The sequence below is a fragment of the Flavonifractor sp. HCP28S3_F3 genome (genome assembly GCF_052065355.1).
Lineage (GTDB): Bacteria > Bacillota > Clostridia > Oscillospirales > Oscillospiraceae > Flavonifractor.
On sequence record NZ_JBQHUF010000014.1, the window covers coordinates 21,246 to 46,364 of the forward strand.

A 25,119-nucleotide genomic window follows, 5' to 3' on the forward strand; every position below is an offset into this window, starting at 1 on the left:
CGTTTTTAACGCTTGCTCCTGATTTTTTTATCTATGTTCGGCTCTCCATAGCTGTTTCCAGCTTTTTTAGCGCTTTCTTTTCAATGCGGGATACATAGCTGCGCGAAATACCGCACTGGGTGGCGATCTCCCGCTGGGTCAGCGGCGTATCCCCATTCAGTCCGTAACGCAGCGTGATGATCATGGCCTCCCGAGGATCCAGGCAGTTCTTCACACAGCGGCGGACCTTTACACAGGAGTCCCTTGCATCCAACTCCTCCAGCATATTGTCGTCCACGCTGATAGTATCCATCAGGGACAGTGAGCTGCCGTCCCCGTCTCCGTCGATGGAATCGGACAGAGAGAGCTCTCCCTGGTTTTTTCGCTGAGCCCGAAAATACATCAGAATCTCATTTTCAATGCATCTGGAGGCGTAGGTGGCAAGCCGCACCTTCTTATCCGGCCGAAATGTACTGATTCCTTTGATCAGGCCGATGGTCCCGATGGAGATCAAATCGTCCTGATCCCCGTTGGGGGTATAATACTTTTTAATAATGTGCGCCACCAGACGCAGGTTATGCTCGATCAGCTTGTTGCGGGCCTCCAGATCTCCCTGGGCGGCCAATTCCAGGTACTGCCGCTCCTCCTCCGCCTTCAGGGGCCGCGGAAAAGAACTGGCCGCCCCGCCGGAAAGCCGCAGGGTAAAAAACAGATGATTGAGTGTCAGCAGGATCCAGGCTGGAAACATAGGTCACACCTCCTGGTCCCACTGTATTCCGACACGGTTTGTCCTTATACGGCGAGGACTCTCCCGACCTATTGTTGGGTCAGTGCGTGTATCAGCTCCTGCTGGCCCACACCCCAGAAGTGGTCCTGTGAGATCTCCTCTTCCGTCCGGGCAAAATACCGCCATTGGCTCTCGTCTGCGCGTCCGGCGTCCCAGGTGGTGTCAAAGTAGCGGTACGCTCCGTCTATCAGAGCGCAATTCCACATATGCTCCTCCCCCGCTCCGGTGCCGGTAACGTTCCAGCAGGGAATGCCCGCTTCTTCGCAGAGCATACGAAACGCCCAGGAAAAACCGCCGCAGATAGCCGTGCCGTTCTGTAACGGTCCAAAGGCCGTTCTGGACTCATAGGGCATAGTATCCGGGGCCTGATAATACCGGTAGTCATACGTGGTGTTTTCCACAATAAAGCCGTAAATGGCTCGAAGCTTTTCTTCGTCGTCCATCGTATCGGTCAAAATTTTCTCCGCGGTCTCTTTCGCCAGGCGCTGGACCTCCTGCACCGCTTCGAGGTTTTGTTCCATCGTCTCAGAAACGCCCGGAGACGCACAGATTGCCGTGGCGTCGCTGTTGAGTGTATACACCACATAACTATATCCCGCCTGCTGCAGGGCACGCTGCATGTCGTCCACCAGCAGTTCCGGGTCCCGGATCACGATGGGGATCTCTTCGGCCCCCAGCGCATTATCCGCCGCAGCCACCAGCTCCGCCAGGTTGTGGATTTCCACCGCTCCTTCCGGCACACCGTCCGGATATCCCAGCTTATAGGGCATATAGGAGATTTTACAGACCGTTCCCTCCGCACCGTCCGCACATTCCAGGGCGTAGGCATATTTCAGCTCCGGACGGACGCTCAGCACCTGATTGGAGGCGTTCTGCAGCAGTATGGAACGGTCCTGAAGGGACAAGTCCTCCTGGGCAAAGCGGAAGGTCAGCTCCTGTACCAGCCCCTCATAGGCCTGCTCCAGGATCTTGGCCGCATCCTCCTGCGTGTCCACCGGATAGACCTCATCCATGGGATCCGGAGGGGTTGGGGTCTCGCTTTGAATGGGAGACGGGGATGGGGTCACAAGACTGGGGCTGCTGGTATCCTCAGCGCCGGGCTGAGCCTGCGAACAGCCGCTGAGGCACATCGCAGACAGAATCGCCAGGGCAGCGGCGGTCTTACCTATTCTTCTCATGTGCGTTTCCTCCTGCCAAGCATTGCATCCGACGGGAAACCCGTCATGCCATAGACGCACCGCCGCTGTAAAAAGTTGCCTGAAGAAACCGGGCTTTTATGGGGTACAGACCCGCACCTGAAGCTCGGTGACGTATTCCTCCGGTCGATTGGTGTCATGGGCGTCGATGCGGTAGAGCTCCAGAGGTGCGCCCGCCGGCTGCCGGCCTGCCGCCTGGATGCCGGCCAGCAGTGCGCCCAGGTGCTCCTCCATGCGGTCGTACTCTCCCCGGTAGTACAGCCGGGCATACTCGCCTCCGGGCAGCAGATCATCGTAGGGCAGCCCGGGCCGGGTAAGGAAAAACACCCGGGAAAAGTGGTTGTAGATCCCCTTTTTCAGGCTCTCCTCGTCCACCTGCGCTCCCATACACTGGCTGCCGATGACCTGGATATAATCCTGGTGGCGCTGTTCCAGCCGCTTGAGCTGGAAGTCCACCTCCTTCTCCAGGATAAAGTCCTTCTCCAGAAACACATAGGGCCGCTCCGGCTCCTCCAGGAATTCCACCTGTCCGGCCTCCACGCCCCGGTAGCGCTCCAGACGCCCCCGGCGCTCTTCCGCCTCCCGGCAGGCCTCTTCCAGCTCCGCCATCCGGCGGCGGAGCAGCTCCTCCTCCCGGTCCAGCAGTTCCAGAGTCTCCCCCACGCTCCGCCGCTCCAGATAGCCCCGGATCTCCCCGGTGGGCAGGTCCAGCTCCCGGAGCGAGCGGATGATATTCAGGGTGCAGATATCCTGGATGCCGTATTTTCGGTAACGGTTCTCACCCCGATCGGGGTGAAGCAGCCCCTTTTCCTCATAATAGCGCAGGGTATCGGGGCAGAGATCGAACAATTTGGCCAATTCGTGGATCTGATAATACTCTTTCAATTTTTTTGCCTCCCGCCCTTGACTTTCGGATAGTACGAGGGTTTATGATAGATGCAACAAGAGGAGGTTTTACCCTTGAACTTAGTACGGAAATTTTTCAAATTCACCATCCCGTCCATCGTCTCCATGTGGATCTTTTCCCTATATACCATGGTGGACGGCATCTTCGTGGCCCACGGGGTGGGCAGCCACGCTCTGGGTGCGGTGAACCTGTCCATGCCCTTCGTGTCTCTGGTGTTCACCATCGGCATCCTGCTGGCCACCGGCACTTCCACCGTCCTGTCCCTGGCGCTGGGCCAGGGGGACAAGGAGAAGGCACGGAACTATTTTAACCAGAACCTGTTCGTGGTCATCGTGATCTCCCTGGCTCTGTCTGCGGCGGTGCTCCTGAATCTGGAGCGGGTGGCCGTCTTCCTGGGCGCCAGCGGCGACCTGCTGCCCCTGGTGAAGGAGTATGTGGGCATCATCTCCTGCTTTGCCGTGTTCTTCACCGTGTCCTACAACCTGGAGGTGCAGGTGAAGGCGGACGGCGCACCCCACGTCAGCACCATCGGCGTGCTCTCCTGCGCCATCATGAACATCGTACTGGACTATGTGTTCGTGATGCACTTCCACTGGGGGGTGTGGGGCGCCGCCCTGGCCACCGGCCTGGCTCAGGTCACCTCCACCATCGTGTTCGTGATCTATTTCCTCACACACCGGGAGCCCCTGCGGTTTGGAAAGTTCAAGTGGGATCTAGGCGCCTATCGCCGGATCATTCCCCTGGGTGTGTCCGACGGTCTCAGCGAGTTCTCCAACGGCTTCGTGATCTTCCTGTTCAACCAGATCATTCTGTCGGTCATCGGCGGTGAAGCACTTACCTCCTACACCATTATCAGCTATGTCAACACCCTGGTGCTCATGACCATGATCGGCACCGCCCACGGCATTCAGCCTCTGTCCAGCTTTTACCTGGGAGCGGGCGAGCGGCCCATGTGCCACCGGTTCCTCTCCTACGGCGTGCGGCTGGTGGCGGCGGCGGGCGTCGGCTTCTTCCTGATCTGCCAGCTCTTCGCCGGGCCTATCGTAGGGCTGTTCCTGGAGGCAGAAGACCCGCTGTTCGGCTACACCGCCAATGCCCTGCGGCTCTACTCCCTGTCCTTCCTGGTGATGGGCTTCAATGTAGTAGTCTCCGGCTTCTTCACCGCTATGGAGCATCCGGTTCCCGCCCTCACCATCTCCTTCGGACGGAGCCTGGTGCTCATATCCGGGTGTCTGGTGGCGCTGTCCGCCCTGTTCGGAGACACCGGCATCTGGCTCTCTCCCCTGGTCTCCGAGGGGCTGTGCCTGATCTTTACCGTCGTCTTCCTGCTGTGGTATTTCCGCAAAGTAAAAGGGCCGGAACCGGCCTGTGAAAAAAGCGGCGCATGATTTCATGCGCCGCTTTCTTTTTCAGCCGTTCAGAAGATATTGTTCCACCGCCATGCCCACACCGGCCTCATGGTTCGTACCGGTGACATAGCGCGCGGCCGCCTTGGCCTCCTCGGTGGCGTTGGCCATAGCGAAGGACCAGCCGGCCCAGCGGAGCAGTTCCAGGTCGTTGCCTGCGTCTCCGAAGGCCATCACCTGCTCCGGCCCCAGGCCCAGCCGGGCACACAGGGCCTGCACCGCGGTGCCCTTGTTCGCACCGGGCGCGGTAAACTCCATGTTGTTCTGGAACGAGGTGGTGACAGACAGGGGACCCCATTCCAGTGCCCGCTCCACCAGCTCCTGCCGCCGCTCCGGCGGAACGTAAAAGACGTGGATCTTTTCCACCGCTCCCGCCGGCAGGGCCTCATTCATATGCTGGGGGAACTGGGAGTATTCAGCCAGGATCCGCCGGAACTGAGGGGTAAAGGCACAGGAGAGCACCTGCTCCTTCCGGTCTGCCTGAATATAGTTTTTTCCCTGGCAATAGATCTCAAAGGGCACGCCCCAGTCCAGCAGCAGCTCGATCAGGGGGACCCGCACCTGGTCGGACAGGCAGTTGCGGTAGATCCACTCTCCGGAGGCCACGTCCAGCACCGCCGCACCATTGGAAAGGACGGCGTATTTGGTGATCCCCAGCTGAGCGTCCACTTCCCGCAGCAGATCCCAGGCCCGGCCGCTGGAAATAACGGTAGCTGCCCCCCGCTGGTCCGCCGCTCGGAGTGCGGCCACATTGCGCTGGGGCACAGTGGCGTGGTCATCGTCCAGCAGGGTGCCGTCCATGTCCAGGCAAATCAGGCGGATATCGCTCATTTCTTCAGCTTCAGGGCCTGGCGCACCTTGTCGGCAATGCCCTCGGGGGTGAGGCCGTAGGCCTTGAGCACCGCCTTGGCCTCGCCGGAGCGGCCGAACTCGTCGTAAACGCCGTGGCGCACCACGGGCACCGGGCAGTGCTCAGACAGGAACTCCGCCACAGCGGAGCCCAGGCCGCCGATGACGGTGTGCTCCTCGCTGGTGACGATGCAGCGGGTCTCCAGAGCAGCCTTGAGCACCAGCTCGTGGTCCAGAGGCTTGATGGTGTGCATGTCGATGACCCGGACAGAGATACCCTCTCCCTCCAGGGTCTTGGCGGCCTCATAGGCCATCTGCACCATCATACCGGTGGCGATCACCGTCACGTCGGAGCCGTCCCGCAGGACGGAGCCCTTGCCCAGCTGGAAGGTGTAGCCGGGCACCTCGTCGGTGATGCTGTCCACCGCCAGGCGGCCCAGACGCATATAGGCAGGACCGTCGTAGTCCAGCAGAGCCTTTACCGCCAGGCGCATCTCGGGACCGTCGCAGGGGGAGACCACCATCATGTTGGGGATAGCCCGCATGAGGGCGTAGTCCTCGATACACTGATGGGTGGCGCCGTCCTCGCCCACGGACAGGCCGCCGTGGGAACCCACCACCTTCACGTTCAGGCGGGGATAGGCAATGGAGTTGCGCACCTGCTCATAGGCACGGCCGGTGGCAAACATGGCAAAGGTATTGGTAAAGGGCATTTTGCCGCAGGTGGCCAGACCGGCGGCCACAACCGTCATGTTGGCCTCGGCGATACCCATGTTGTAAAAGCGGTCGGGGAACGCCTTGGCAAAAAAGGCGCTCTGGGTGGAGCCGGACAGGTCGGCGTCCAGCACCACCAGGTCGGGATACTGAGCACCCAGCTCAGCCAGCATTTTTCCGTAAGCCACGCGGGTGGCGATCTTCTCACTCATGGCTCACACTCCCTCCTTCTCGCTGAGCACGCCGTAGGTGGTGGCGATCTGCTCAGACACCTGCAGGCCGGCCTGCTCCATGCGCTCCATCAGACCCTGGAGCAGCTCTCCGTGGGCCTGGGCGTACTGCTCGTCGTTGGGGGCCTTGCCGTGCCAGCCGTAGTTGTTCTCCATGAAGGACACGCCCTTGCCCTTGACGGTCTTGGCCAGGAGCACGGTGGGCTTGTCCTTGCAGGCGGCGGCAGCCTGGAACGCCTTATCCAGGGCGTCAAAGTCGTGGCCGTCCACATGGATCACGTTCCAGTTGAAGGCCTCGAACTTCTTGTCCAGAGGCTCGGAGGGCATTACGTCGGCGGTGGCGCCGTCGATCTGCAGGCCGTTCACGTCCACGATGGCGCACAGGTTGTCCAGGTGGTACTTGGCGGCAGCCATGGCGGCCTCCCACACCTGGCCCTCCTCGATCTCACCGTCGCCCAGCAGGGCATACACCCGGTAGTCCTTCTTGTCGGCCTTGCCCGCCAGGGCCATGCCCACGGCGGCGGAGATGCCCTGACCCAGGGAGCCGGTGGACATGTCCACACCCTTCACGTCGTGCATCTCAGCATGACCGGACATGGTGCCGTCGATGCGGCGGAACATGGCCAGGTCGGTGACGGGGAAAAAGCCTCTCAGGGCCAGCGTGGGGTAGAGGGCCGGGGTGCAGTGGCCCTTGGAGAGCACAAAGCGGTCCCGGTCCGGGTCCCTGGGATTGGCGGGGTCCACCCGCATTACATGAAAGTACAGCGTGGTAAGAATGTCCATGGAGGACAGGGAGCCGCCGATGTGTCCGGAGGCTGCGGCATGCACCATATCCATGGCCAGCAGCCGTGCCCGGGCCGCCGTGACGGCCATGGTCTGGACCTTTGACTGTTCCATCCGATTCACCTTTCCATTTCTTTATCGGCCCTAAGGCCTTCTTTCTCACTTTCAGTATACCGTACCAAACTCCCCGTTTCAACTGTCTTGGAAGAAAAAAGTCCCCGGCTTTCGCCGGGGACTTTTGTTGATTCAGTTCATCTGCTTGCGCCGGGACAGGTTGATGGTACCGTCCTGCATGCTGTCCACGTCGTCCAGGCTCTTGCCGGTGCCGTAGGCAACACAGGAGATGGCGTCGTCGGCCACGTGGGTCTCGATGCCGGTATGGGATTCGATCAGCTTGTCAAAGCCCCAGACCAGGGAGCCGCCGCCGGTCATGCAGATACCGTTGGTGGAGATGTCGGCCACCAGTTCGGGGGGCGTACGCTCCAGCACACCGTGAATGGCCTCCAGAATGCGGGTGGAGACCTCCTCAAAGGCCTCGATCATCTCGCTGGAGGATACGGAGAACACACGGGGCAGACCGGTCATCAGGCAGCGGCCCTTGATCTCCACCGTCTGCTCCTCGGGACGGGGGAACACGCAGCCGATCTGCATCTTCAGCTCCTCAGCGGTACGCTCGCCGATGAGCACGTTGTGCTTGCGGCGGATGTACTTCACAATGGCCTCGTCAAACTGGTCGCCGGCGATCTTGATGGAGGTGGACTCCACGATACCGGACAGGGAGATAACGGCGATATCGGTGGTGCCGCCGCCGATGTCCACGATCATGTGGCCGTCGGGCTTGGCGATGTCGATGCCCGCGCCGATAGCGGCAGCCACCGGCTCCTCAATGAGGTACACCCGGCGGGCGCCGGCCTGGATACCGGCGTCGATAACGGCGCGCTCCTCCACCTCGGTGATGCCGGAGGGGACGCAGATGACGATGCGGGGCTTGAACAGCCGGAAGGAGGTCACCTTGCGGATGAACTCCTTCAGCATCCGCTCGGTCATGTCGTAGTCGGAGATCACGCCCTCCCGCAGGGGACGGATGGCGACAATGTTGCCGGGGGTACGGCCCAGCATCTGCTGAGCCTCAGTGCCCACCTTGAGCAGTTTGCCTGTATTCTTGTCAATGGCCACCACGGAGGGCTCCCGCAGCACCACGCCTTTGCCTTTTACGTAGACCAGGATCGAAGCCGTACCCAGGTCGATACCGATATCTTTACTGAACATACCAGCACCTCTAAGTCTTGATAACTTTATTTTTAGTTTATCCCAAAATTTCATAGATAATCTCCTATATTATACAGAAGTACGGTTTCCTTTTCAACGTCATTTTCCCCGAATTTTCGGGAAGTTTTTTATCTGGCACGGGCAAGGGTGGCACAAACCACGTCCGCAGCCCCCATGGAGCGCAGCATCCGGGCGCACTCCGACAGGGTGGAGCCGGTGGTCACCACATCGTCGATCATAAGTACTCGTTTGCCCTCCACCAGCTCCGGGTCCACCGGCTGATAGACACCCAGCACGTTGGCCCGGCGCTCGGCTTCTCCCTCCAGGCCGGACTGGGCCGCGTTGTCACGGCCTTTCCGCAGGGTCTCCACCGCCACGTCGCCCAGCTCCAGCGCCGCAGCGCTGGCCAGCAGGAAGGCCTGATCGTAGCCCCGCTCCTTCTTCCGTTTTTCAGAAAGAGGTACCCAGGTGATCAGGTCATATTTTCCCGCCAAATGGTCGTGGACACACTGGGCCACCAGCAGGCCATAGGCCTTGTGGTAGCCTCTGCGTCCCTGGAATTTGTACCGCCGGATGGAGTCCCGCACCTTGTCCTGGTACCGCAGCGGCGAGGCGCACAGGGAGAAAAATTCTCCCTTCTGCTCCGCCGCCGGGCCTTCCAGCCAGGGCAGGTCCTTCTGGCAGGCGGGACACAGATGCTCGGTCCCCGTGGACAGGATCTTCCCGCAAAACACACATTTCGGCGGGAACAGCAAATCCAGCAGTTTCGCCGCCGCCCCGCTCATTTTTCGTCCCCCACTGGAATGGGGCCATTCTCCTGTTCAAAGCTCCGGATGCAGCTCTGGATCAAATACAGGATCTGCCCGCTCATGGAACGTCCCTCATAAGCCGCCACATATTGCAGCTTATCGTGGAGTTCCTTGTCCGTGCGGATGCTGAGATGATTGGTCTTGCCCATATGCTTTGCCTCCTGATCTTTGGTAAACAAAGCATATCCTCTGTACTGCAAATCAAGTTTATTCTTAGTGCATTTTTACGGCATAAAATTTATCTTACTCCGCCATCTGCACCAAGCGCCACCGCAGGCCAGAATACCGCCGCTGCTGGCGGTCGTTGGCGGTCATGGCGGCCACCACTTCCTCGTCACCCACCAGGATCAGCAGCTCCCTGGCCCGGGTAATTGCAGTATACAGCACCCCGCGGGTCAGCAGCATGGGGGCGCCGTCGCTCACCGCCAGAATCACCGCCCGGTACTCGCTGCCCTGGGCCTTGTGGACAGTAATGGCGTAGGCCGGCTCCAGCTCCACCAGCATGTCCCCGGTGTACTCCACCTGACGGCCTTCAAAGTCCACCGTCAGGGTGCCCTCCCGGTTGTCCACACGGATGATCTGACCGATATCGCCATTAAAGATGCCCATGCCGGAGGTGAGGCCGTCTTTCCACATCACGTCGTAGTTGTTGCGCACCTGCATGACCCGGTCTCCCTGGCGGAAGACATACTCCCCGAAGCGGCGCTCCGGCTTGTCCTCTCCCGGAGGATTCACCGCCTCCTGGATGGCCCGGTTCAGGCTGGCGGTGCCCGCCACCCGCTTGCGGGTGGGAGAAAGCACCTGGATCTGGTCGGCGGGAATGCCCATGTTGTTGGGCAGGCGGGTCTGGATCAGTTCCACAATGGTCTCGGCGGCCCGGGCCGGGTCCTTGCGGCGCAGGAAGAAAAAGTCGTGCTTGTTGTCCTTCAGGTCGGGCAGCTCTCCCCGGTTGACCCCGTGGGCGTTGCGGACGATGGCGCTCTCGGCGGCCTGGCGGAAAATTTCCGTCAGACGCACCATGGGCACCACCCCGCTGCGGATCAGGTCGGAGAACAGGTTCCCCGGCCCCACGCTGGGCAGCTGGTCCGGGTCTCCCACCAGAATGAGGCGGCACTCCGGCCGCAGAGCGGACAGCAGGCCGCGCATGAGCACGATATCCACCATGGAGGTCTCGTCCACGATGACGGCGTCCGCCTTCAGCGGGTCGCTCTCATCATGGGCGAACACCAGCCGCCCGGAGTGGGGATCGTACTGGGTCTCCAGCAGGCGGTGGATGGTGTACCCCTCCGCCCCGCACAGCTCACCCAGCCGTTTGGCCGCCCGGCCGGTGGGAGCCGCCAGGGCGGTCTCCAGGCCCAGCTCCTCAAAGAGGGCCAGCACACCACGCAGAGAGGTGGTCTTACCGGTACCGGGACCGCCGGTGAGGAGCATCACCTGCCGCTGGGCGGCCAGCAGCACCGCCTGGCGCTGCTGGGGCGCGTAGGTGATCCCCTGGTCGGCCTGGATGCGGTCAATGAGCCTGTCCAGGTCGTGGGGAGCCACCAGCTCACCACGGGCCATCTCGGTGACGCGCCAGGCCACGTACTGCTCGGCCTCGCACAGGTCGTGGAGGTACACTGCCTCCTCCCCGGCCACCTGCTCCTGGATGACCTCCCCCCGCTCCAGCAGGGTCTCCAAAGCGTCCTCCAGCAGGTCCTCCTCCACCCCGATAAGCTGGGCGGTGGCGGGCACCAGCTTCCGCCGGGGCAGGAAGGTGTGTCCGTTGTCCAGGTTGTGGGTCAGCTCGAACAGCAGGGCGGCCTCCACCCGCTGGGGATCGTCCCCGTCCATGCCCATGGACAGGGCCAGCTCGTCGGCGTCGGCAAACTCCACCCCCAGCTCCTCGTCCACCAGCAGATAGGGGTTGCCCCGGATCACCTCCAGAGCGCGGTCCCCGAACTTGCGGTAGAGGGGCATAGCCAGCTGGAGGGGCACCTGGTGTTCCCCCAGAAAGTCCAGCAGCCGCCGCATCCCCATCTGCATCCGGAAGCTCTCCCCGATAGCCAGAGCCCGCTTGCGGGTAATGCCCTTGATCTGGGTCAGCCGCTCGGGGTGCTCCTCCAGCACCCGCAGGGCGTCCTCCCCAAATTCCTCCACCATACGCCGGGCGGTGGCGGCGCCGATGCCCCGCACAGCCCCGGAGGACAGGTAGTCAAAGATGGCCTTGGTACCGGCGGGGAGCCGCCGCTCCACCGCCTCGGCCTTGAATTGCTCTCCGTAGGAGGCGTGGCGCATCCAGGCACCCTGAACGGAAATGCCCTCACCGGGAGCCACTCCGGGCATACAGCCCACCACGGTGATGGAAGCGCCGTCTCCCACGTCGAGACGAAGCACCGTGTAGCCGTTCTCCTGGTTCTGGTAGACCACGGCCTCCACGGTGCCCTCGATGTACGTCTGTTCCGCCTCCTGCATGGCTGCCCCTCCTCTTTCTCTCAGGGATTATGATACCATCAAGCGGCTCATTTGTCGAATCCTATTTCCCCAAAATGTACGCACCCAGCCGGTCGCCGGGGCAGACCACCACTCCGGTGGCATCGGTCAGCAGGGCCGCCGCCACCGCCCGGCCTGATTCATCCAGGCCGTTGTCCGCGATGACGATGGTGAACCGGGCCAGTTCCCCGCCCCGCAGCCACAAAAGGCCCTTCACATCCTGTTCCAGGTGCTCTCCGCCGCCATCGGCGGGCACCACGGCGTACACCGGGCCGCCGTCCCGCCCCCCTACCGGGGTCACCAGTCTGCCGAAAAGCACCCAGCCCAGGGCCAGCAGGCCCGCCGCCGTCAGCAGTGCCAGCAGCACCTGTAAGATCTCATGCACACCGCTCACCTCCGCCCCATCCTATGCGGCAAAGGCGGAAAGGGTCTCAGCCTCCCACGGTGGCCACCACCAGACCGGTGGCAAAGGTCATGATCAGTCCGGCAGTCACCACACCCAGGAAAATGGAGGGCAGTGCCTTCCGCAGGGGCATATCCAAAAAGGCCGCAGCCAGAGCCCCCGTCCAGGCACCGGTGCCCGGCAGAGGGATGGCAACAAAGAGCCACAGGCCGATATACTTATATTTGCTCACCTTCTGGCCCTTCAGGTGGGCCTTCCGCTCCAGTTTATCCACCAGAGTGTTGAGCTTTCTGGATTTCCGCCGCATCCACAGAAAGATCCGCCGGATATAGACAATAATAAAAGGGATGGGGATCATATTGCCGATGATGGCGGCCACCAGCGCCTGGCCCGCAGGCAGACCCAGGGCGGTACCGAAGGGCACGCCGCCCCGCAGCTCGATGATGGGCACCATGGACACCAGCATGGTAAACAGCATTTCACCCAAATTGGTATGGGTAAGCCAGTCCAACAACTCCAATCAGAACACCTCGCACTTGAAATCTTTTGTATTGTACCATATCCCCTGGAAACTTTACATTAATTTTTTATAAAAAAAGGATTTTTCCTCTCCCGGTACGACCTTGTACCGGCATGGAAATAATGATATAATAGTTCGACAATTTTTTGAAAAAGAGAGGCTGACTGACATGACCTACAAGGAAGAATTTATTACCTTCATGGTGCGCTCCGGCGTGCTCACCTTCGGCGACTTCACCACCAAGTCCGGCCGCAAGACCCCTTACTTCATCAACACCGGCAACTACAAGACCGGCGCTCAGGCTGCCAAGCTGGGCGACTACTACGCCGCCTGCATCCAGGAGAACCTGCCCGACGGAGTCACCTGCCTGTTCGGGCCCGCCTACAAGGGCATTCCCCTGGCCGTCACCGCCGCCGCCTCCCTGTACCGCAACTATGACCGTGACCTGCCCTACTGCTTCAACCGCAAGGAGGCCAAGGACCACGGCGAGGGCGGCTCCATGGTGGGCTACAAGCCCCAGGACGGGGACGATGTGGTCATCGTGGAGGACGTGGTGACCGCCGGTACCGCCGTCCGGGAGACCATCGAGCTGTTCAAGCACGTGGCCGACGTCCACATGAAGGCCCTCATCGTGTCCGTGGACCGGATGGAGCGGGGCACCAAGGACTGCTCCACTCTGGACGAGCTGCGTGAGGACTACGGCATCGCCGTCTACCCCATCGTCACCGTGAAGGAGATCATTGCCTTCCTCCACAACAAGGAGATCGACGGCAAGGTGTATATCGACGACGAGATGAAGGGCAAAATGGAAGCCTACCTGAAGGAGTACGGCGCCCGGTAATGTTGCGTGGAAAGGAGGTCCGGCCATGGGCACCCACGACGGCCACCGTCAGCGGCTGAAAACTGAATTTCTGGCCCGGCCGGACTCTTTTCCCGACCACAAGCTGCTGGAGCTGCTGCTCTTCTACGCCAACCCCCGCAGTGACACCAATCCCCTGGCCCACGAGCTGATCGACCACTTTGGCTCCCTGGCCGGGATACTGGACGCCACGCCGGAGGAGCTTCAGAAGGTGAAGGGTGTGGGAGAGCACGCCGCCGTCCTGTTCAAGGCGGTAAAGGAGTTTTCCGGCCGCTATCTCACCGTCCGCACCCAGGTGGACGACACCGCCCGGAATTCCCGGGACTATTACACCCTGCTGCGGCCCTACTTCTTCGGGGCGCGGAACGAGATGCTGTGCCTGCTCTGCCTGGACGGCAAGCACAAGGTGCTGGGCATCCGCAAGCTGGGAGAGGGCAACGTGAACGCGGTCAACGTCACCACCCGGCTCATCGCAGAGGCCGCCCTGTCCCTCAACGCCTCGGCGGTGGTGCTGGCCCACAACCATGTCTCAGGCATCGCCTTCCCCTCTGACGACGATGTGGCCACCACCAACAGCCTGGCTCCCATCCTGAGCACCCTGGGCGTGGCGCTGGTGGACCACCTGATTTTCGTGGACGACGACATGGTGTCCCTCCGGGACAGCGGCTTTTACCGGCCCTGAAATTATTGGTTGAAATAGAACATTTGTTTTGGTAGAATAGGAACGCGAGGTGATGGTATGCCAAAATTTGAAGTAGTCAGTGAATATCAGCCGGCAGGCGATCAGCCTGAGGCCATCGCCGCTCTGGCGGCGGGTATCGAGAACGGTCTGGACGAGCAGACCCTGCTGGGTGTCACCGGCTCGGGCAAGACCTTCACCATGGCCAAAGTCATCGAGGCGGTGCAGCGCCCCACCCTGGTGCTGGCCCACAACAAGACCCTGGCCGCCCAGCTGTGCGCCGAGTTCAAGGAGTTTTTCCCCAACAACGCGGTGGAATACTTCGTGTCCTATTACGACTACTACCAGCCCGAGGCCTATATCCCCCACACCGACACCTTTATTGAAAAGGATTCGGCGGTGAATGAGGAGATCGACCGGCTGCGTCTGGCGGCCACCGCCTCCCTGATGGAGCGGCGGGACGTGATCGTGGTGTCCTCGGTGTCCTGCATCTACGGTCTGGGCGAGCCGGAGGACTTTGCCAAGATGATGGTCTCCCTGCGGGTGGGAGCCACCATGGAGCGGGACGAACTGCTGAAAAAGCTGGTGGACATCCGCTACGAGCGCAACGACATCGCCTTCGAGCGCAACATGTTCCGGGTCCGCGGAGACACAGTGGAGATTTTCCCCGCCTACTGGAAGGATTCCGCCATCCGGGTGGAGTTTTTCGGGGACGAGATCGACCGGATCAGCGAGATCAACGTGGTCACCGGCGCCCCCATCCGGCGGCTGAACACCATCCCCATCTGGCCCGCCACCCATTACGTCACCCCCAAGGAGAAGATGGACGCCGCCGTCCAGGAGATCTACAAGGAGCTGGAGGAGCGGGTGGCCTTCTTCGAGAAGGAAAACAAACTCATTGAGGCCCAGCGTATCAAGCAGCGCACCATGTACGACGTGGAGATGATGCAGGAGCTGGGCTACTGCACCGGCATTGAGAACTACTCCCGGGTGATCGAGGGCCGGCCCGCCGGGTCGCCCCCTCACACCCTGCTGGACTATTTCCCCAAGGATTTTGTCCTGTTCATCGACGAGAGCCACGTGACCCTACCCCAGGTGCGGGCCATGTACAACGGCGACCGTGCCCGGAAGACCAGTCTGGTGGATTACGGCTTCCGCCTCCCCTGCGCCTTCGACAACCGGCCCCTGAAATTTGAGGAGTTCCAGAAGCGGCTCAACCAGGTGGTGTACGTGTCCGCCACCCCCGGCGAGTACGAGCGGGAGCGCTCCGGTCAGATCGTGGAGCAGGTCATCCGCCCCACCGGCCTTCTGGACCCCAAGATCGAGGTGCGGCCGGTGGAGGGTCAGATCGACGACCTGATCGGGGAGATCAACGAGCGCACCGCCCGGAAAGAGCGGGTGCTGGTCACCACCCTCACCAAAAAGATGGCGGAGGACCTCACCGCCTACCTCACCAACGCCGGCATCAAGGTTCGCTACATGCACCACGATATCGACACCATCGAGCGGATGGAGATCATCCGGGACCTGCGGCTGGGCACTTTCGACGTGCTGGTGGGTATCAATCTGCTGCGTGAGGGTCTGGATCTGCCGGAGGTGTCCCTGGTGGCTATTCTGGACGCCGACAAGGAGGGCTTCCTCCGCTCTGAAACCTCTTTGATCCAGACCATCGGCCGGGCAGCCCGAAACGCCCAGGGTCTGGTGGTCATGTACGCTGACTCCATCACCCCCTCCATGCGCCGGGCCATCGACGAAACTGAGCGCCGCCGCGCCAAACAGGACGCCTTCAACAAGGAGCACGGCATCGTACCCAAGACGGTCATCAAGTCTGTCCGGGACGTCATCGACCTGTCGGAGGACAAGGAGGAACTGCCTCACTCCAAGAAAGCCCTGTCCAAGAAGGAGAAGGAGGCCGCCATCGCCAAGCTGGAAAAAGAAATGCGGGAGGCCAGCAAGCGGCTGGAATTCGAGTACGCTGCCGTACTCCGGGACCGCATTATCGAGCTGCGGGGACAGTAAAGCCGACGGAAGCGTTGAGGAGGAGTGCAGTATGTTTCAGAAGGTGCGAAAAGTCCTGATGATCCTGCTGGCGGGGATGGTTCTGCTGTTCTCCATCCTCTATCTGATCCTGGGGCGTTTTTACTATCTGGAATATCAGGACACCATGTTTTCCCGCTCCACAGATGGGGAAAACACCGTCTACATCGCAAAGGTGGACGGAGCGGCCGCCGTTCTGACGGTGGAATCCGACGGCACCGTCATCTACCGCTGGGGAGATACCGTCTATGGTCCCTATGCCCCGGGCGAGGAACCACCCGAAAGTCAGGACCCTCACGCCCCAACCGCCGGGGATATCCGCCGCTTTTCCGCCGCACCGGAGCCGGACCATCACCGGGGCGAACCCTGGCTCTGGGCCATCGGCACCCTTTTTGCCGCCATCGCCGGCCTGGGCATCTGGTTTTTCCACCCCTTCCTCCTGTGCCGGATGTCCTTCTGGGTGGAGGACCCGGAGGCCGTGGAGCCCACCCCGCAGGCACTGATATCACAGGCCATGGTCACCTTCACATTTTTTGTGATGTCTATTCCTTTTTATATTTTGGGCCTGCGCGTTTGGCCCATATAGATTCTAACAAGCGAGGTTTTCCACATGAATTACGTCACCTTAGGTAAAACTGGTCTCAAGGCCGCCGTCATTTCCTTCGGCGGCATTCCCATCCAGCGTGCCGACGCCGCCAACACGGTGGCAGTGGTGGACAAGCTGGAGGAGTGTGGCATCAACTATATTGACACCGCCCGGGGCTACACCGTGTCCGAGGAGTATCTGGGCACCGCTCTGGAAGGCCGCCGGGACAAGTTCATTCTGGCCACCAAGAGCATGGTCCGGGACAAGGAGGGCATGGCCAAAGACGTAGAGACCAGCCTGAAGAACCTGCGCACCGACTATATCGACATTTATCAGCTCCACAATCTCCAGCAAAAGGACTTTGAAAAGGCCTTCGGTCCCGACGGTGCCTACGCCGCTCTGGAGGAGGCCAAGGCCGCTGGGAAGATCGGCCACATCGGCGTCACCTGCCACAGCGCCGACGCCATGAAGATCCTGGTGGAGCAGTACGCCGACAAGATCGAGACCGTCATGTTCCCCTTTAACATCGTGGAGGATCAGGGCCGGGACACCCTGGCTCTGGCCCGGGAGAAGGGCATTGCCACCATCGCCATGAAGCCCATGGCCGGCGGCAATCTGGACGACTGGAAGCTGGCCCTGCGGTACATCGCCGCCTCCGGCGTCATCGATATCTCCATTCCCGGCATGGGTTCCCCCGAAGAGGTGGACCGCAACGCCGCGGTGGACCTGACCACTCCTCTGTCCCAGGAGGAGATGGAGCAGTGCGCCGCCGTCCGCAGAGAGCTGGGCACCCAGTTCTGCCGCCGGTGCGGCTACTGCGCCCCCTGCTCCACCGGCATCGACATCCCTCAGAATTTCCTGATGGCCAACTACGCACGCAAGTACGGGCTGGCCGACTGGGCCGTGGCCCGGTACAAGGCGCTGCAGTATCACGCCGGCTCCTGCGTCCAGTGTGGCGCCTGCGAGAAGCGCTGCCCCTATAATCTGCCCATTCGCGATATGCTGGCCGACGTGGCCAAGCTGTTCGGTTATTGATCGTTTAAAGGAGTTCCTCATTTATGCTGGACCATATTTCCGTCAAAGGCGCACGGGCCAACAACTTAAAGAATATCGACGTGGACATTCCCCGGGACAAGCTGGTGGTGCTCACCGGCCTGTCCGGCAGCGGCAAGTCCTCCTTGGCCTTTGACACCATCTATGCCGAAGGACAGCGCCGGTATGTGGAGTCCCTGTCCTCCTACGCCCGGATGTTTTTGGGGCAGATGGAGAAGCCCGACGTGGACTATATCGACGGTCTGTCCCCCGCCATCTCCATCGACCAGAAGACCACCTCCAAAAACCCCCGGTCCACCGTAGGCACCGTCACTGAGATCTACGACTACCTCCGTCTGCTGTGGGCTCGCGTAGGCACACCTCACTGCCCCAAGTGCGGCAAGGAGATCAAGCAGCAGACCATCGACCAGATCATCGACCAGGTGCTGGCCCTTCCGGAGGCCACCCGCATCCAGGTGATGGCGCCGGTGGTGCGGGGTAAGAAGGGCACCCATCAGAAGATCTTCGAGGACGCCCGGAAGTCCGGCTATGTCCGGGTTCGGGCGGACGGGTCCCTGTACGACCTCACCGAGGCCATTGAGCTGGACAAGAACAAGAAGCACAACATCGAGATCGTGGTGGACCGTCTGGTCATCAAGGAGGATATCGCCCGCCGCCTCACCGACAGCGTGGAGGTGGCCTCCAACCTGGCGGGCGGCCTGGTGGTCATCAACATCGTGGGCGAGGACCGGGACATTTTGTTCTCCCAGAACTACGCCTGCGAGGACTGCGGCATCTCCATTGAGGAGCTCTCTCCCCGGATGTTTTCCTTCAACAACCCCTTCGGCGCCTGCCCCACCTGTACCGGCCTGGGCGCCCAACTGAAGGTGGACCCCGACCTCATCATCCCCAACAAGGAGCTGTCCATTCTGGATGGCGCCATCACCGCCTCCGGCTGGAACAACATCAAGGGGGACTCCATCTCCCGGATGTATTTTGAGGCCCTGTCCAAAAAATACGGCTTCAAGCTCACCACCCCGGTGAAGGACCTGCCGGAGGAGATCATGGACATTATCCTCTACGGCACCAAGGGAGAAAAGCTGAAGCTGACCTACGACCGCGCCAACGGCCACGGCACCCTGATGCAGCCCTTTGAGGGCATCATCAACAACCTGGAGCGCCGCTACAAGGAGACCCAGTCCGACGCCATGCGCCGGGACCTGGAGGACTGCATGAGTGAGCGGCCCTGCCCCGACTGCGGCGGCAAGCGGCTGCGGAAGGAGGCTCTGGCGGTCACCGTGGGAGGCCTCAACATCGACGAGTTCTGCCGCAAGTCGGTGACCGACGCCCTGGACTTCATCGACCATCTGGAGCTGTCGGAGCAGAAGATGCTCATTGCCGACCGCATCCTGAAGGAGATCAAGAACCGTCTGGGTTTCCTCCAGAGCGTGGGTCTGCAATACCTGACCCTGAGCCGAGCGGCCGCCACCCTGTCGGGCGGCGAGAGCCAGCGCATCCGGCTGGCTACCCAGATCGGCTCCTCCCTGATGGGGGTGCTCTATATCCTGGACGAGCCCTCCATCGGCCTGCACCAGCGGGACAACGACAAGCTGCTGGACACTCTGAAGCACCTGCGGGACCTGGGCAACACCCTGCTGGTGGTGGAACACGACGAGGATACCATGCGTCAGGCCGACTATATCGTGGATATCGGACCGGGCGCCGGCGTCCACGGCGGTCAGGTGGTGGCCTGCGGCACCGCCGAAGAGGTGATGAACACCCCCGGCTCCATCACCGGCGACTACCTGTCCGGCCGGAAGCAGATCCCCATCCCCACAGAGCGGCGGAAGGGCAACGGCCACTTCCTCACCGTCAAGGGAGCGGCGGAAAACAACCTGCGGAACGTGGACGTATCCATCCCTCTGGGCACCTTCACCTGCGTCACCGGCGTGTCCGGCAGCGGCAAATCCTCCCTGGTCAACGAGATCCTCTATAAGCGGCTGGCCGCCGACCTGAACCGGGCCAAGACACGGGCGGGCAAGCACGCCGCCATCGAGGGCGAGGAGTATCTGGACAAGGTCATCGACATCGACCAGTCCCCCATCGGCCGCACCCCCCGTTCCAACCCGGCCACCTATACGGGGCTGTTCAACGATATCAGGGACCTGTTTGCCTCCACCCCCGACGCCAAGGCCAGAGGCTACGGCCCCGGCCGGTTCTCCTTCAACGTCCGGGGCGGCCGGTGTGAGGCCTGCCAGGGCGACGGTCTGATCAAGATCGAGATGCACTTCCTGCCCGATATCTACGTGCCCTGCGAGGTATGCAAGGGCAAGCGGTACAACCGGGAGACTCTGGAGGTGCGGTACAAGGGCAAGAACATCTACGAGGTGCTGGACATGACGGTGGAGGAGGCCCTCCCCTTCTTCGAGCACCTGCCCAAGCTGTACAACAGGCTCCACACCCTCTATGAGGTGGGCCTGAGCTATGTGAAGCTGGGCCAGCCTTCCACGGAGCTGTCCGGCGGCGAGGCCCAGCGTGTGAAGCTGGCCACCGAGCTGGCCAAGCGCTCCACTGGCAAGACTATCTATATTCTGGACGAGCCTACCACCGGCCTGCACACCGCCGACGTCCACAAGCTCATTGAAGTGCTCCAGAAGCTGGTGGATGTGGGCAACACGGTGGTGGTCATCGAGCACAACCTGGATGTCATCAAAACCGCCGACCACATCATTGACCTGGGCCCCGAGGGCGGCTCCGGCGGCGGTACTATCGTGGCCACGGGCACTCCCGAGGAAGTGGCTGCCTGTCCGGAGAGCTATACCGGGCAATATCTGAAACGGATGCTGGAATCGAAAGGAGTTTGAACGCATATGTCTCTCACTGTTGGATGCAAGGGTAAGGCGGAGACTGTGGTCACCGAGCAGAACACCGCCGCTGCCGTGGGCAGCGGCCTGGTGCCTGTGTTCGCCACCCCGTACATGATCGCCCTGATGGAAAACGCCGCCGTCAACGCCGTGCAGGCCCATCTGGAGGAGGGTCAGGGCACCGTGGGCACCAAGCTGGACGTCACTCACGACGCCGCCACCCCTGTGGGCATGAAGGTGTGGGCGGAGGCTGAGCTCACCGCTGTAGAGGGCAAGAAGCTCACCTTCTCCGTCAAGGCCTTTGACGAGGCCGGCGCCATCGGCGGCGGCACCCACGAGCGGTTTATCATCACCGTAGATCGCTTCCTGGCCAAGGCAGAAGCCAAAAAGGGAGGCAAGTGAGCCATGTCTATTGAAGCCTGCCGGGCCTACCTGCGGGAGCGGGGCTACGAGGACCGCATCCGGGAGTTCGACGTGTCCAGCGCCACGGTAGAGCTGGCCGCCCAGGCGGTGGGCTGTGAGCCCGCCCACATCGCCAAGACCCTCTCCTTCGTCCACGAGGACGGGGCTATCCTGATCGTCTGCGCCGGAGACGCCAAGATCGACAACTCCAAGTTCAAGGCCCAGTTCCACCACAAGGCCACCATGCTCACCCCCGACCAGGTGGTGGAGTTCACCGGCCACACCATCGGCGGTGTGTGCCCCTTCGCCATTACCCATCCCAACGTTACCGCCTATCTGGACGTATCCCTCCAGCGGTTCGATACCATCTATCCCGCCGCCGGCAACGCAGCCTCCGCGGTGAAGCTCAACTGCGACGAGCTGGCCCAGCTGGCCAATAGCGCCGGCTGGATCGATGTATGCAAGGACTGGCAGTAAAACCTCCGGCCCACAAGAAAGGAAGGTCTGTTCCATGCGAGACCGACTGAAAAATCTCAGCGTCAGCTTTGTACTGCTCTCCGTTCTCTATGTACTTCTGGGCGTGATCCTGCTGGTGTGGCCCACCACCGTCATGGATGTACTGTGCTACCTCACCGGCGGTATTCTGCTGTTCTACGGTGTGATCTCCATCGTCGGCTTCTGCCGGGAGGAGACGCGGACGGCGGGCAGCTTTCTCACCCTGCTGCTAGGCATCGTGGCCGCCGCCGTGGGCGCGGTGCTGTTGTTCCAGCCCTCCCTGTTTCAGAGCATCCTCACCGTCATTCTGGGCATCTATATCCTGATCGACGGACTGCTCAACCTGATGCGGGCTCTGGAGCTGCGGCGGATGGAGCACATGGGCTGGACGCTCTACCTGATCCTCTCCCTTATCACCGTGGTCCTGGGCCTGGTGGTGGTATTCCGTCCCATGCTGGCGGGCACCACGCTGGTGCGGCTCATCGGCATCTCTCTGCTCTACTCCGGCGCCGCCGACCTGTGGACCCTGTTCCAGCTCTCCCGCTGGACCAAGGAGTACCGCAAGATACACCCTGTCGAGGTGGACCCGGTGGATCCGGAATAATTAAAAAAGCTCCGCGGACCTGAACTGGTCCGCGGAGCTTTTTGATTCTCTTAGTAGAGCAGATTGAGCTCGGTCTCGGGGTTGAACAGATGGATCAGCTCCGGACGGAAGGTGAAGTTGATCTCAGTACCGTAGGGGATACCGGCGCGATGCTCCTCGGGCAGGTCCACGGTGGGCACCCGCAGCACCACATCTCTGCCCACGGCGCTGACGTGGAGGTAGACCTCGCTGCCCATCATCTCGGACACGTCCACCTTGCTGGAGATGGTGTGGGAACCGGCGCTGGGAGCGAAGGAGATGTGCTCGGGACGGACGCCCACGGTCACAGCCATGTCGCCCACTTCCTTCTCGGTGAGGATGGCCTGAGCCTTGTCGGACAGCTCCATGGTGGCCTCGCCCACGGTGATCTGGTACTTGCCGCCCTGCTTGGACAGGGTGCCGTCAAAGAAGTTCATCTGGGGAGAGCCGATGAAGCCAGCCACAAACAGGTTGGCAGGACGGTCGAACACCTCCTGGGGGGTGCCGATCTGCTGGATGAAGCCGTCCTTCATGATGACGATGCGGTCACCCAGGGTCATGGCCTCGGTCTGGTCGTGGGTCACGTAGATGAAGGTGGTGTTGATGCGCTGGCGCAGCTTGATGATCTCGGCACGCATCTGGTTACGCAGCTTGGCGTCCAGGTTGGACAGAGGTTCGTCCATCAGGAACACCTGGGGATCACGGACGATGGCGCGGCCGATGGCCACACGCTGCCGCTGGCCGCCGGACAGAGCCTTGGGCTTGCGGTCCAGGTACTGGGTGATGTCCAGGATGGCGGCGGCCTCCCGCACCTTCTTGTCGATCTCGTCCTTGGGCACCTTCCGCAGCTTCAGAGCAAAGGCCATGTTCTCATACACGGTCATGTGGGGATACAGGGCGTAGCTCTGGAACACCATGGCGATGTCCCGGTCCTTGGGCTCCACGTCGTTCATCCGCTTGCCGCCGATGATCAGGTCGCCCTCGGAGATGTCCTCCAGGCCGGCCACCATCCGCAGGGTGGTGGACTTGCCGCAGCCGGAGGGGCCTACCAGCACGATGAATTCCTTGTCCGCGATCTCCAGGTTGAAGTCGTGGACGGCGGTCACCTTGTTGTCATAGATCTTCTTGATACCCTTCAGAGATACCGTTGCCATATTCCTTGGCCGTAAGGGCAATGCCTCCGCAAATACCCTCTCGCCCGCCGGGGAGTGGTTACCCCGGGGACTTTACGGCAGGTCTCCACACTGCCGCACCGCCGGCCGGCGGTTTTTCCTCCTTTTTGACAGCTCCCCCGGCCCTATGGGAATGGAGTAGGGCCGGGAGGCCTGATTTGGGGGTCGTGCTTCAGCGGCTCACCAGCTTGCCGCGGAAAAAGACGTCCTTGACGTCCAGATTTTTGTCCAGAATGACCACGTTGGCCCGCTTGCCGGGCTCCAGGCTGCCTGCACGGCTGAAGATGCCGATGGCCTTGGCGGGGTTCACCGCCGCCGCCCGCACCGCGTCCGCCAGGGGGATGCCGAAGGACACCGCGGTCTTCATACAATTCATCAAATCAGTCACCGAGCCGGCCAGGGTGCCGTCGGCCAGGGTGGCGTGCTTGCCCTTCACGGTCACGTCCTGACCGCCCAGGGTGTAGTCGCCGTCTGGCATACCGGCGGCCCGCATGGTGTCGGAGATCAGAATGACCCGTTTGGGACCAAACATCTTGAACACCGCCCGCACCACAGAGGGGTGGATATGGACGCCGTCGCAGATCAGCTCCACCTTGCACAGGGGAGTATCCAGGGCGGCGCCTACCACGCCGGGAGCGCGGTGGCTGAAAGGAGGCATGCCGTTGAACAGGTGGGTCACCTGGCGGGCACCCAGCCGGAAGGCCTCCATGGCGGTGTCATAGTCTGCCGTGGTATGGGCCAGGGATACCGTGACCTCCCCTTCCACAGCCTCCACAAACTCCATGGCGCCGGGCTCCTCGGGAGCCAGAGACACCAGCTTCACCAGACCGTGGGAGGCGGCCATCAGCCGCCGGAACATGGCCACGTCGGGAGCGTGGAGCCAGGCGCCGTTCTGGGCGCCTTTCTTGGCCATGGAGAGGAAGGGTCCCTCCAGGTTGATACCGCACAGGGCAGCACCGGGCTTGTCGGCCTCCTTGTGGGCGGCGGCCACCTGACACACCTTTGTCAACTGCTCCTCCAGCAGAGTCATGCCGGCGGGGCAGATCTGGGTCACGCCCCGGGACAGCTCATACTCAGCCATGACCTCCAATCCCTTCGGGTCAGCATCGGAGAAATCATACCCCTTGCAGCCGTGGAAGTGCAGGTCGGTGAGGCCGGGGATCACGTAGCAGCCGGAAGCGTCATAGCTCTGGCCGTCGTCACTGGAGTTGGAAAGGAGACGGCCGTCAAAGCACACGTCACGCTCGACAAACCCCTCATGCAGGTCGAAAACCTGACCGCCGGTTATCCGCATACGGGCACACCCGCTTCCACCAGCTTGCTCAGGGCGGCCTTGTCAGCCACCAGGGTCACGTCGGGATGGAGCTGCAGCACAGAGGCGGGCACATCCTTGGTCACCGGGCCGGCAAAGGCCTTCACCACCGCGTCCGCCTTGTCCTCGCCGCTGACCACCATCAGGATCCGCCGGGCATTCATGATGTTCTTGATGCCCATGCTCAGGGCGTGACGGGGCACGTCGTCCCGGCTATCAAAGAAGCGGGTGTTGGCGTCGATGGTGCGGTCGGTGAGGGTGACCACGTGGGTCTCCAGGCCGAAGTCGTCGCCGGGCTCGTTGAAGGCGATGTGGCCGTTGTGGCCCATACCCAGCAGCTGCAGATCAATGCCGCCCAGGTCCTGGATCAGCTTGTTGTAGGCCGCACACTCGGCGTTGGGGTCCTTAGCCAGACCGTTGAGCACATGGGTGTTCTCCGGCTTGATATCGATGTGGTTAAACAGATTGTCCTGCATGAAGTAGCGGTAGCTCTGCTCATGGTGGGGAGACAGGCCCAGGTACTCGTCCAGGTTCACGGACCGGACCTCGGCGAAGGACAGGTCGCCCTTCTTGTACCAGTCCACCAGCTGCTTATAAGTACCCACAGGAGTACCGCCGGTAGCCAGACCCAGCACGCAGTCGGGCTTATAGATCACCTGGGCGGAGATGATGTTGGCCGCCCGACGGCTCATGGCATTGTAATCTTCCGATTGATAAATACGCATACCGATCTTCTCC

The 25,119-nt window shown here is 61.6% G+C and carries 25 protein-coding genes; 10 read left to right on the forward strand and 15 right to left on the reverse strand.

Annotated features, from left to right (window positions below):
- Window positions 1-31: 31 nt before the first annotated feature.
- The 3 genes from sigK to ACTNB1_RS12105 all read right to left on the reverse strand — a co-directional run bounded on the left by sigK (window position 32) and on the right by ACTNB1_RS12105 (window position 2,847).
- Window positions 32-727 carry an RNA polymerase sporulation sigma factor SigK gene (gene sigK, locus ACTNB1_RS12095; protein WP_441169780.1) on the reverse strand — a complete coding sequence of 232 codons (696 nt, stop codon included), beginning with the start codon at window positions 725-727 and terminating at the stop codon, window positions 32-34.
- 68 nt (window positions 728-795) lie between these two features.
- Window positions 796-1,944: a transglutaminase domain-containing protein gene (locus tag ACTNB1_RS12100; RefSeq protein WP_441169782.1), complete on the reverse strand. Its 1,149-nt coding sequence runs from the start codon at window positions 1,942-1,944 to the stop codon at window positions 796-798.
- Between the two features lie 96 nt (window positions 1,945-2,040).
- Window positions 2,041-2,847 carry a MerR family transcriptional regulator gene (locus ACTNB1_RS12105; protein ID WP_441169783.1) on the reverse strand — a complete coding sequence of 269 codons (807 nt, stop codon included), beginning with the start codon at window positions 2,845-2,847 and terminating at the stop codon, window positions 2,041-2,043.
- 75 nt (window positions 2,848-2,922) lie between these two features.
- On the opposite strand from ACTNB1_RS12105, the gene ACTNB1_RS12110 reads away from it, so the two are divergent.
- Complete coding sequence (locus ACTNB1_RS12110) at window positions 2,923-4,257, forward strand: MATE family efflux transporter (RefSeq protein WP_441169784.1); 1,335 nt, start codon at window positions 2,923-2,925, stop codon at window positions 4,255-4,257.
- 21 nt (window positions 4,258-4,278) lie between these two features.
- Here the strand turns inward: ACTNB1_RS12110 and ACTNB1_RS12115 are convergent, their stop codons facing one another.
- The 9 genes from ACTNB1_RS12115 to ACTNB1_RS12155 all read right to left on the reverse strand — a co-directional run bounded on the left by ACTNB1_RS12115 (window position 4,279) and on the right by ACTNB1_RS12155 (window position 12,321).
- Window positions 4,279-5,106 (reverse strand): HAD family hydrolase, encoded by an 828-nt coding sequence (locus ACTNB1_RS12115; RefSeq protein WP_441169785.1) that lies wholly within the window; start codon window positions 5,104-5,106, stop codon window positions 4,279-4,281.
- On the reverse strand, window positions 5,103-6,050 hold the full coding sequence (locus ACTNB1_RS12120; RefSeq protein WP_441169787.1) for a transketolase family protein: 948 nt from the start codon (window positions 6,048-6,050) through the stop codon (window positions 5,103-5,105). The genes ACTNB1_RS12115 and ACTNB1_RS12120 overlap by 4 nt, the downstream gene beginning before the upstream one ends.
- Window positions 6,051-6,053: 3 nt before the next feature.
- A complete protein-coding gene (locus ACTNB1_RS12125) occupies window positions 6,054-6,965 on the reverse strand; it encodes a transketolase (protein ID WP_441169789.1) in 912 nt (303 codons plus the stop codon).
- Between the two features lie 132 nt (window positions 6,966-7,097).
- Window positions 7,098-8,120 carry a rod shape-determining protein gene (locus ACTNB1_RS12130; protein ID WP_007494905.1) on the reverse strand — a complete coding sequence of 341 codons (1,023 nt, stop codon included), beginning with the start codon at window positions 8,118-8,120 and terminating at the stop codon, window positions 7,098-7,100.
- A gap of 128 nt (window positions 8,121-8,248) precedes the next feature.
- Window positions 8,249-8,905: a ComF family protein gene (locus ACTNB1_RS12135; RefSeq protein WP_441169790.1), complete on the reverse strand. Its 657-nt coding sequence runs from the start codon at window positions 8,903-8,905 to the stop codon at window positions 8,249-8,251.
- Window positions 8,902-9,078: an Arc family DNA-binding protein gene (locus ACTNB1_RS12140; protein ID WP_130871023.1), complete on the reverse strand. Its 177-nt coding sequence runs from the start codon at window positions 9,076-9,078 to the stop codon at window positions 8,902-8,904. Before ACTNB1_RS12140 ends, ACTNB1_RS12135 begins: the two co-directional genes overlap by 4 nt.
- A 94-nt stretch (window positions 9,079-9,172) precedes the next feature.
- Complete coding sequence (recD2, locus tag ACTNB1_RS12145) at window positions 9,173-11,380, reverse strand: SF1B family DNA helicase RecD2 (RefSeq protein ID WP_441169792.1); 2,208 nt, start codon at window positions 11,378-11,380, stop codon at window positions 9,173-9,175.
- A gap of 61 nt (window positions 11,381-11,441) precedes the next feature.
- A complete protein-coding gene (locus ACTNB1_RS12150; protein ID WP_441169794.1) occupies window positions 11,442-11,783 on the reverse strand; it encodes a hypothetical protein in 342 nt (113 codons plus the stop codon).
- A 46-nt stretch (window positions 11,784-11,829) separates the two neighbouring features.
- Entirely contained in the window at window positions 11,830-12,321 is a 492-nt protein-coding gene (locus tag ACTNB1_RS12155) for a COG2426 family protein (RefSeq protein ID WP_441169795.1), read from the reverse strand.
- Window positions 12,322-12,490: 169 nt separating this feature from the next.
- On the opposite strand from ACTNB1_RS12155, the gene pyrE reads away from it, so the two are divergent.
- From pyrE to ACTNB1_RS12200, 9 genes are read left to right on the forward strand one after another with little or no spacing between them, the layout of a single operon-like run.
- Complete coding sequence (gene pyrE, locus ACTNB1_RS12160; RefSeq protein ID WP_441169796.1) at window positions 12,491-13,162, forward strand: orotate phosphoribosyltransferase; 672 nt, start codon at window positions 12,491-12,493, stop codon at window positions 13,160-13,162.
- 25 nt (window positions 13,163-13,187) lie between these two features.
- On the forward strand, window positions 13,188-13,862 hold the full coding sequence (locus ACTNB1_RS12165) for a JAB domain-containing protein (protein WP_441169797.1): 675 nt from the start codon (window positions 13,188-13,190) through the stop codon (window positions 13,860-13,862).
- A 57-nt stretch (window positions 13,863-13,919) separates the two neighbouring features.
- Entirely contained in the window at window positions 13,920-15,878 is a 1,959-nt protein-coding gene (gene uvrB, locus ACTNB1_RS12170; protein WP_441169799.1) for an excinuclease ABC subunit UvrB, read from the forward strand.
- Window positions 15,879-15,909: 31 nt separating this feature from the next.
- Window positions 15,910-16,482 carry a hypothetical protein gene (locus tag ACTNB1_RS12175; RefSeq protein ID WP_441169800.1) on the forward strand — a complete coding sequence of 191 codons (573 nt, stop codon included), beginning with the start codon at window positions 15,910-15,912 and terminating at the stop codon, window positions 16,480-16,482.
- Between the two features lie 24 nt (window positions 16,483-16,506).
- Entirely contained in the window at window positions 16,507-17,517 is a 1,011-nt protein-coding gene (locus ACTNB1_RS12180; RefSeq protein ID WP_441169801.1) for an aldo/keto reductase, read from the forward strand.
- A gap of 23 nt (window positions 17,518-17,540) precedes the next feature.
- Window positions 17,541-20,378, forward strand: coding sequence for an excinuclease ABC subunit UvrA (gene uvrA / locus ACTNB1_RS12185; protein ID WP_441169803.1), 2,838 nt, complete (start codon window positions 17,541-17,543; stop codon window positions 20,376-20,378).
- 6 nt (window positions 20,379-20,384) lie between these two features.
- The gene (locus tag ACTNB1_RS12190; protein ID WP_441169804.1) at window positions 20,385-20,780 is read left to right on the forward strand and encodes a thioesterase family protein; all 396 of its coding nucleotides are present in this window, start codon (window positions 20,385-20,387) and stop codon (window positions 20,778-20,780) included.
- Between the two features lie 3 nt (window positions 20,781-20,783).
- Entirely contained in the window at window positions 20,784-21,257 is a 474-nt protein-coding gene (locus tag ACTNB1_RS12195) for a YbaK/EbsC family protein (protein WP_441169805.1), read from the forward strand.
- Window positions 21,258-21,291: 34 nt separating this feature from the next.
- Window positions 21,292-21,879 (forward strand): HdeD family acid-resistance protein, encoded by a 588-nt coding sequence (locus ACTNB1_RS12200; protein ID WP_441169806.1) that lies wholly within the window; start codon window positions 21,292-21,294, stop codon window positions 21,877-21,879.
- 50 nt (window positions 21,880-21,929) lie between these two features.
- On the opposite strand, the gene ACTNB1_RS12205 is transcribed toward ACTNB1_RS12200, so the two are convergent.
- The 3 genes from ACTNB1_RS12205 to nagB all read right to left on the reverse strand — a co-directional run bounded on the left by ACTNB1_RS12205 (window position 21,930) and on the right by nagB (window position 25,106).
- A complete protein-coding gene (locus ACTNB1_RS12205; protein WP_441169807.1) occupies window positions 21,930-23,051 on the reverse strand; it encodes an ABC transporter ATP-binding protein in 1,122 nt (373 codons plus the stop codon).
- A gap of 190 nt (window positions 23,052-23,241) precedes the next feature.
- Window positions 23,242-24,363, reverse strand: coding sequence for an N-acetylglucosamine-6-phosphate deacetylase (gene nagA, locus ACTNB1_RS12210; protein ID WP_441169809.1), 1,122 nt, complete (start codon window positions 24,361-24,363; stop codon window positions 23,242-23,244).
- Window positions 24,354-25,106, reverse strand: a complete 753-nt coding sequence (gene nagB / locus ACTNB1_RS12215; RefSeq protein ID WP_441169810.1) for a glucosamine-6-phosphate deaminase — start codon at window positions 25,104-25,106, stop codon at window positions 24,354-24,356. The genes nagA and nagB overlap by 10 nt, the downstream gene beginning before the upstream one ends.
- Between the last annotated feature and the right edge of the window lie 13 nt (window positions 25,107-25,119).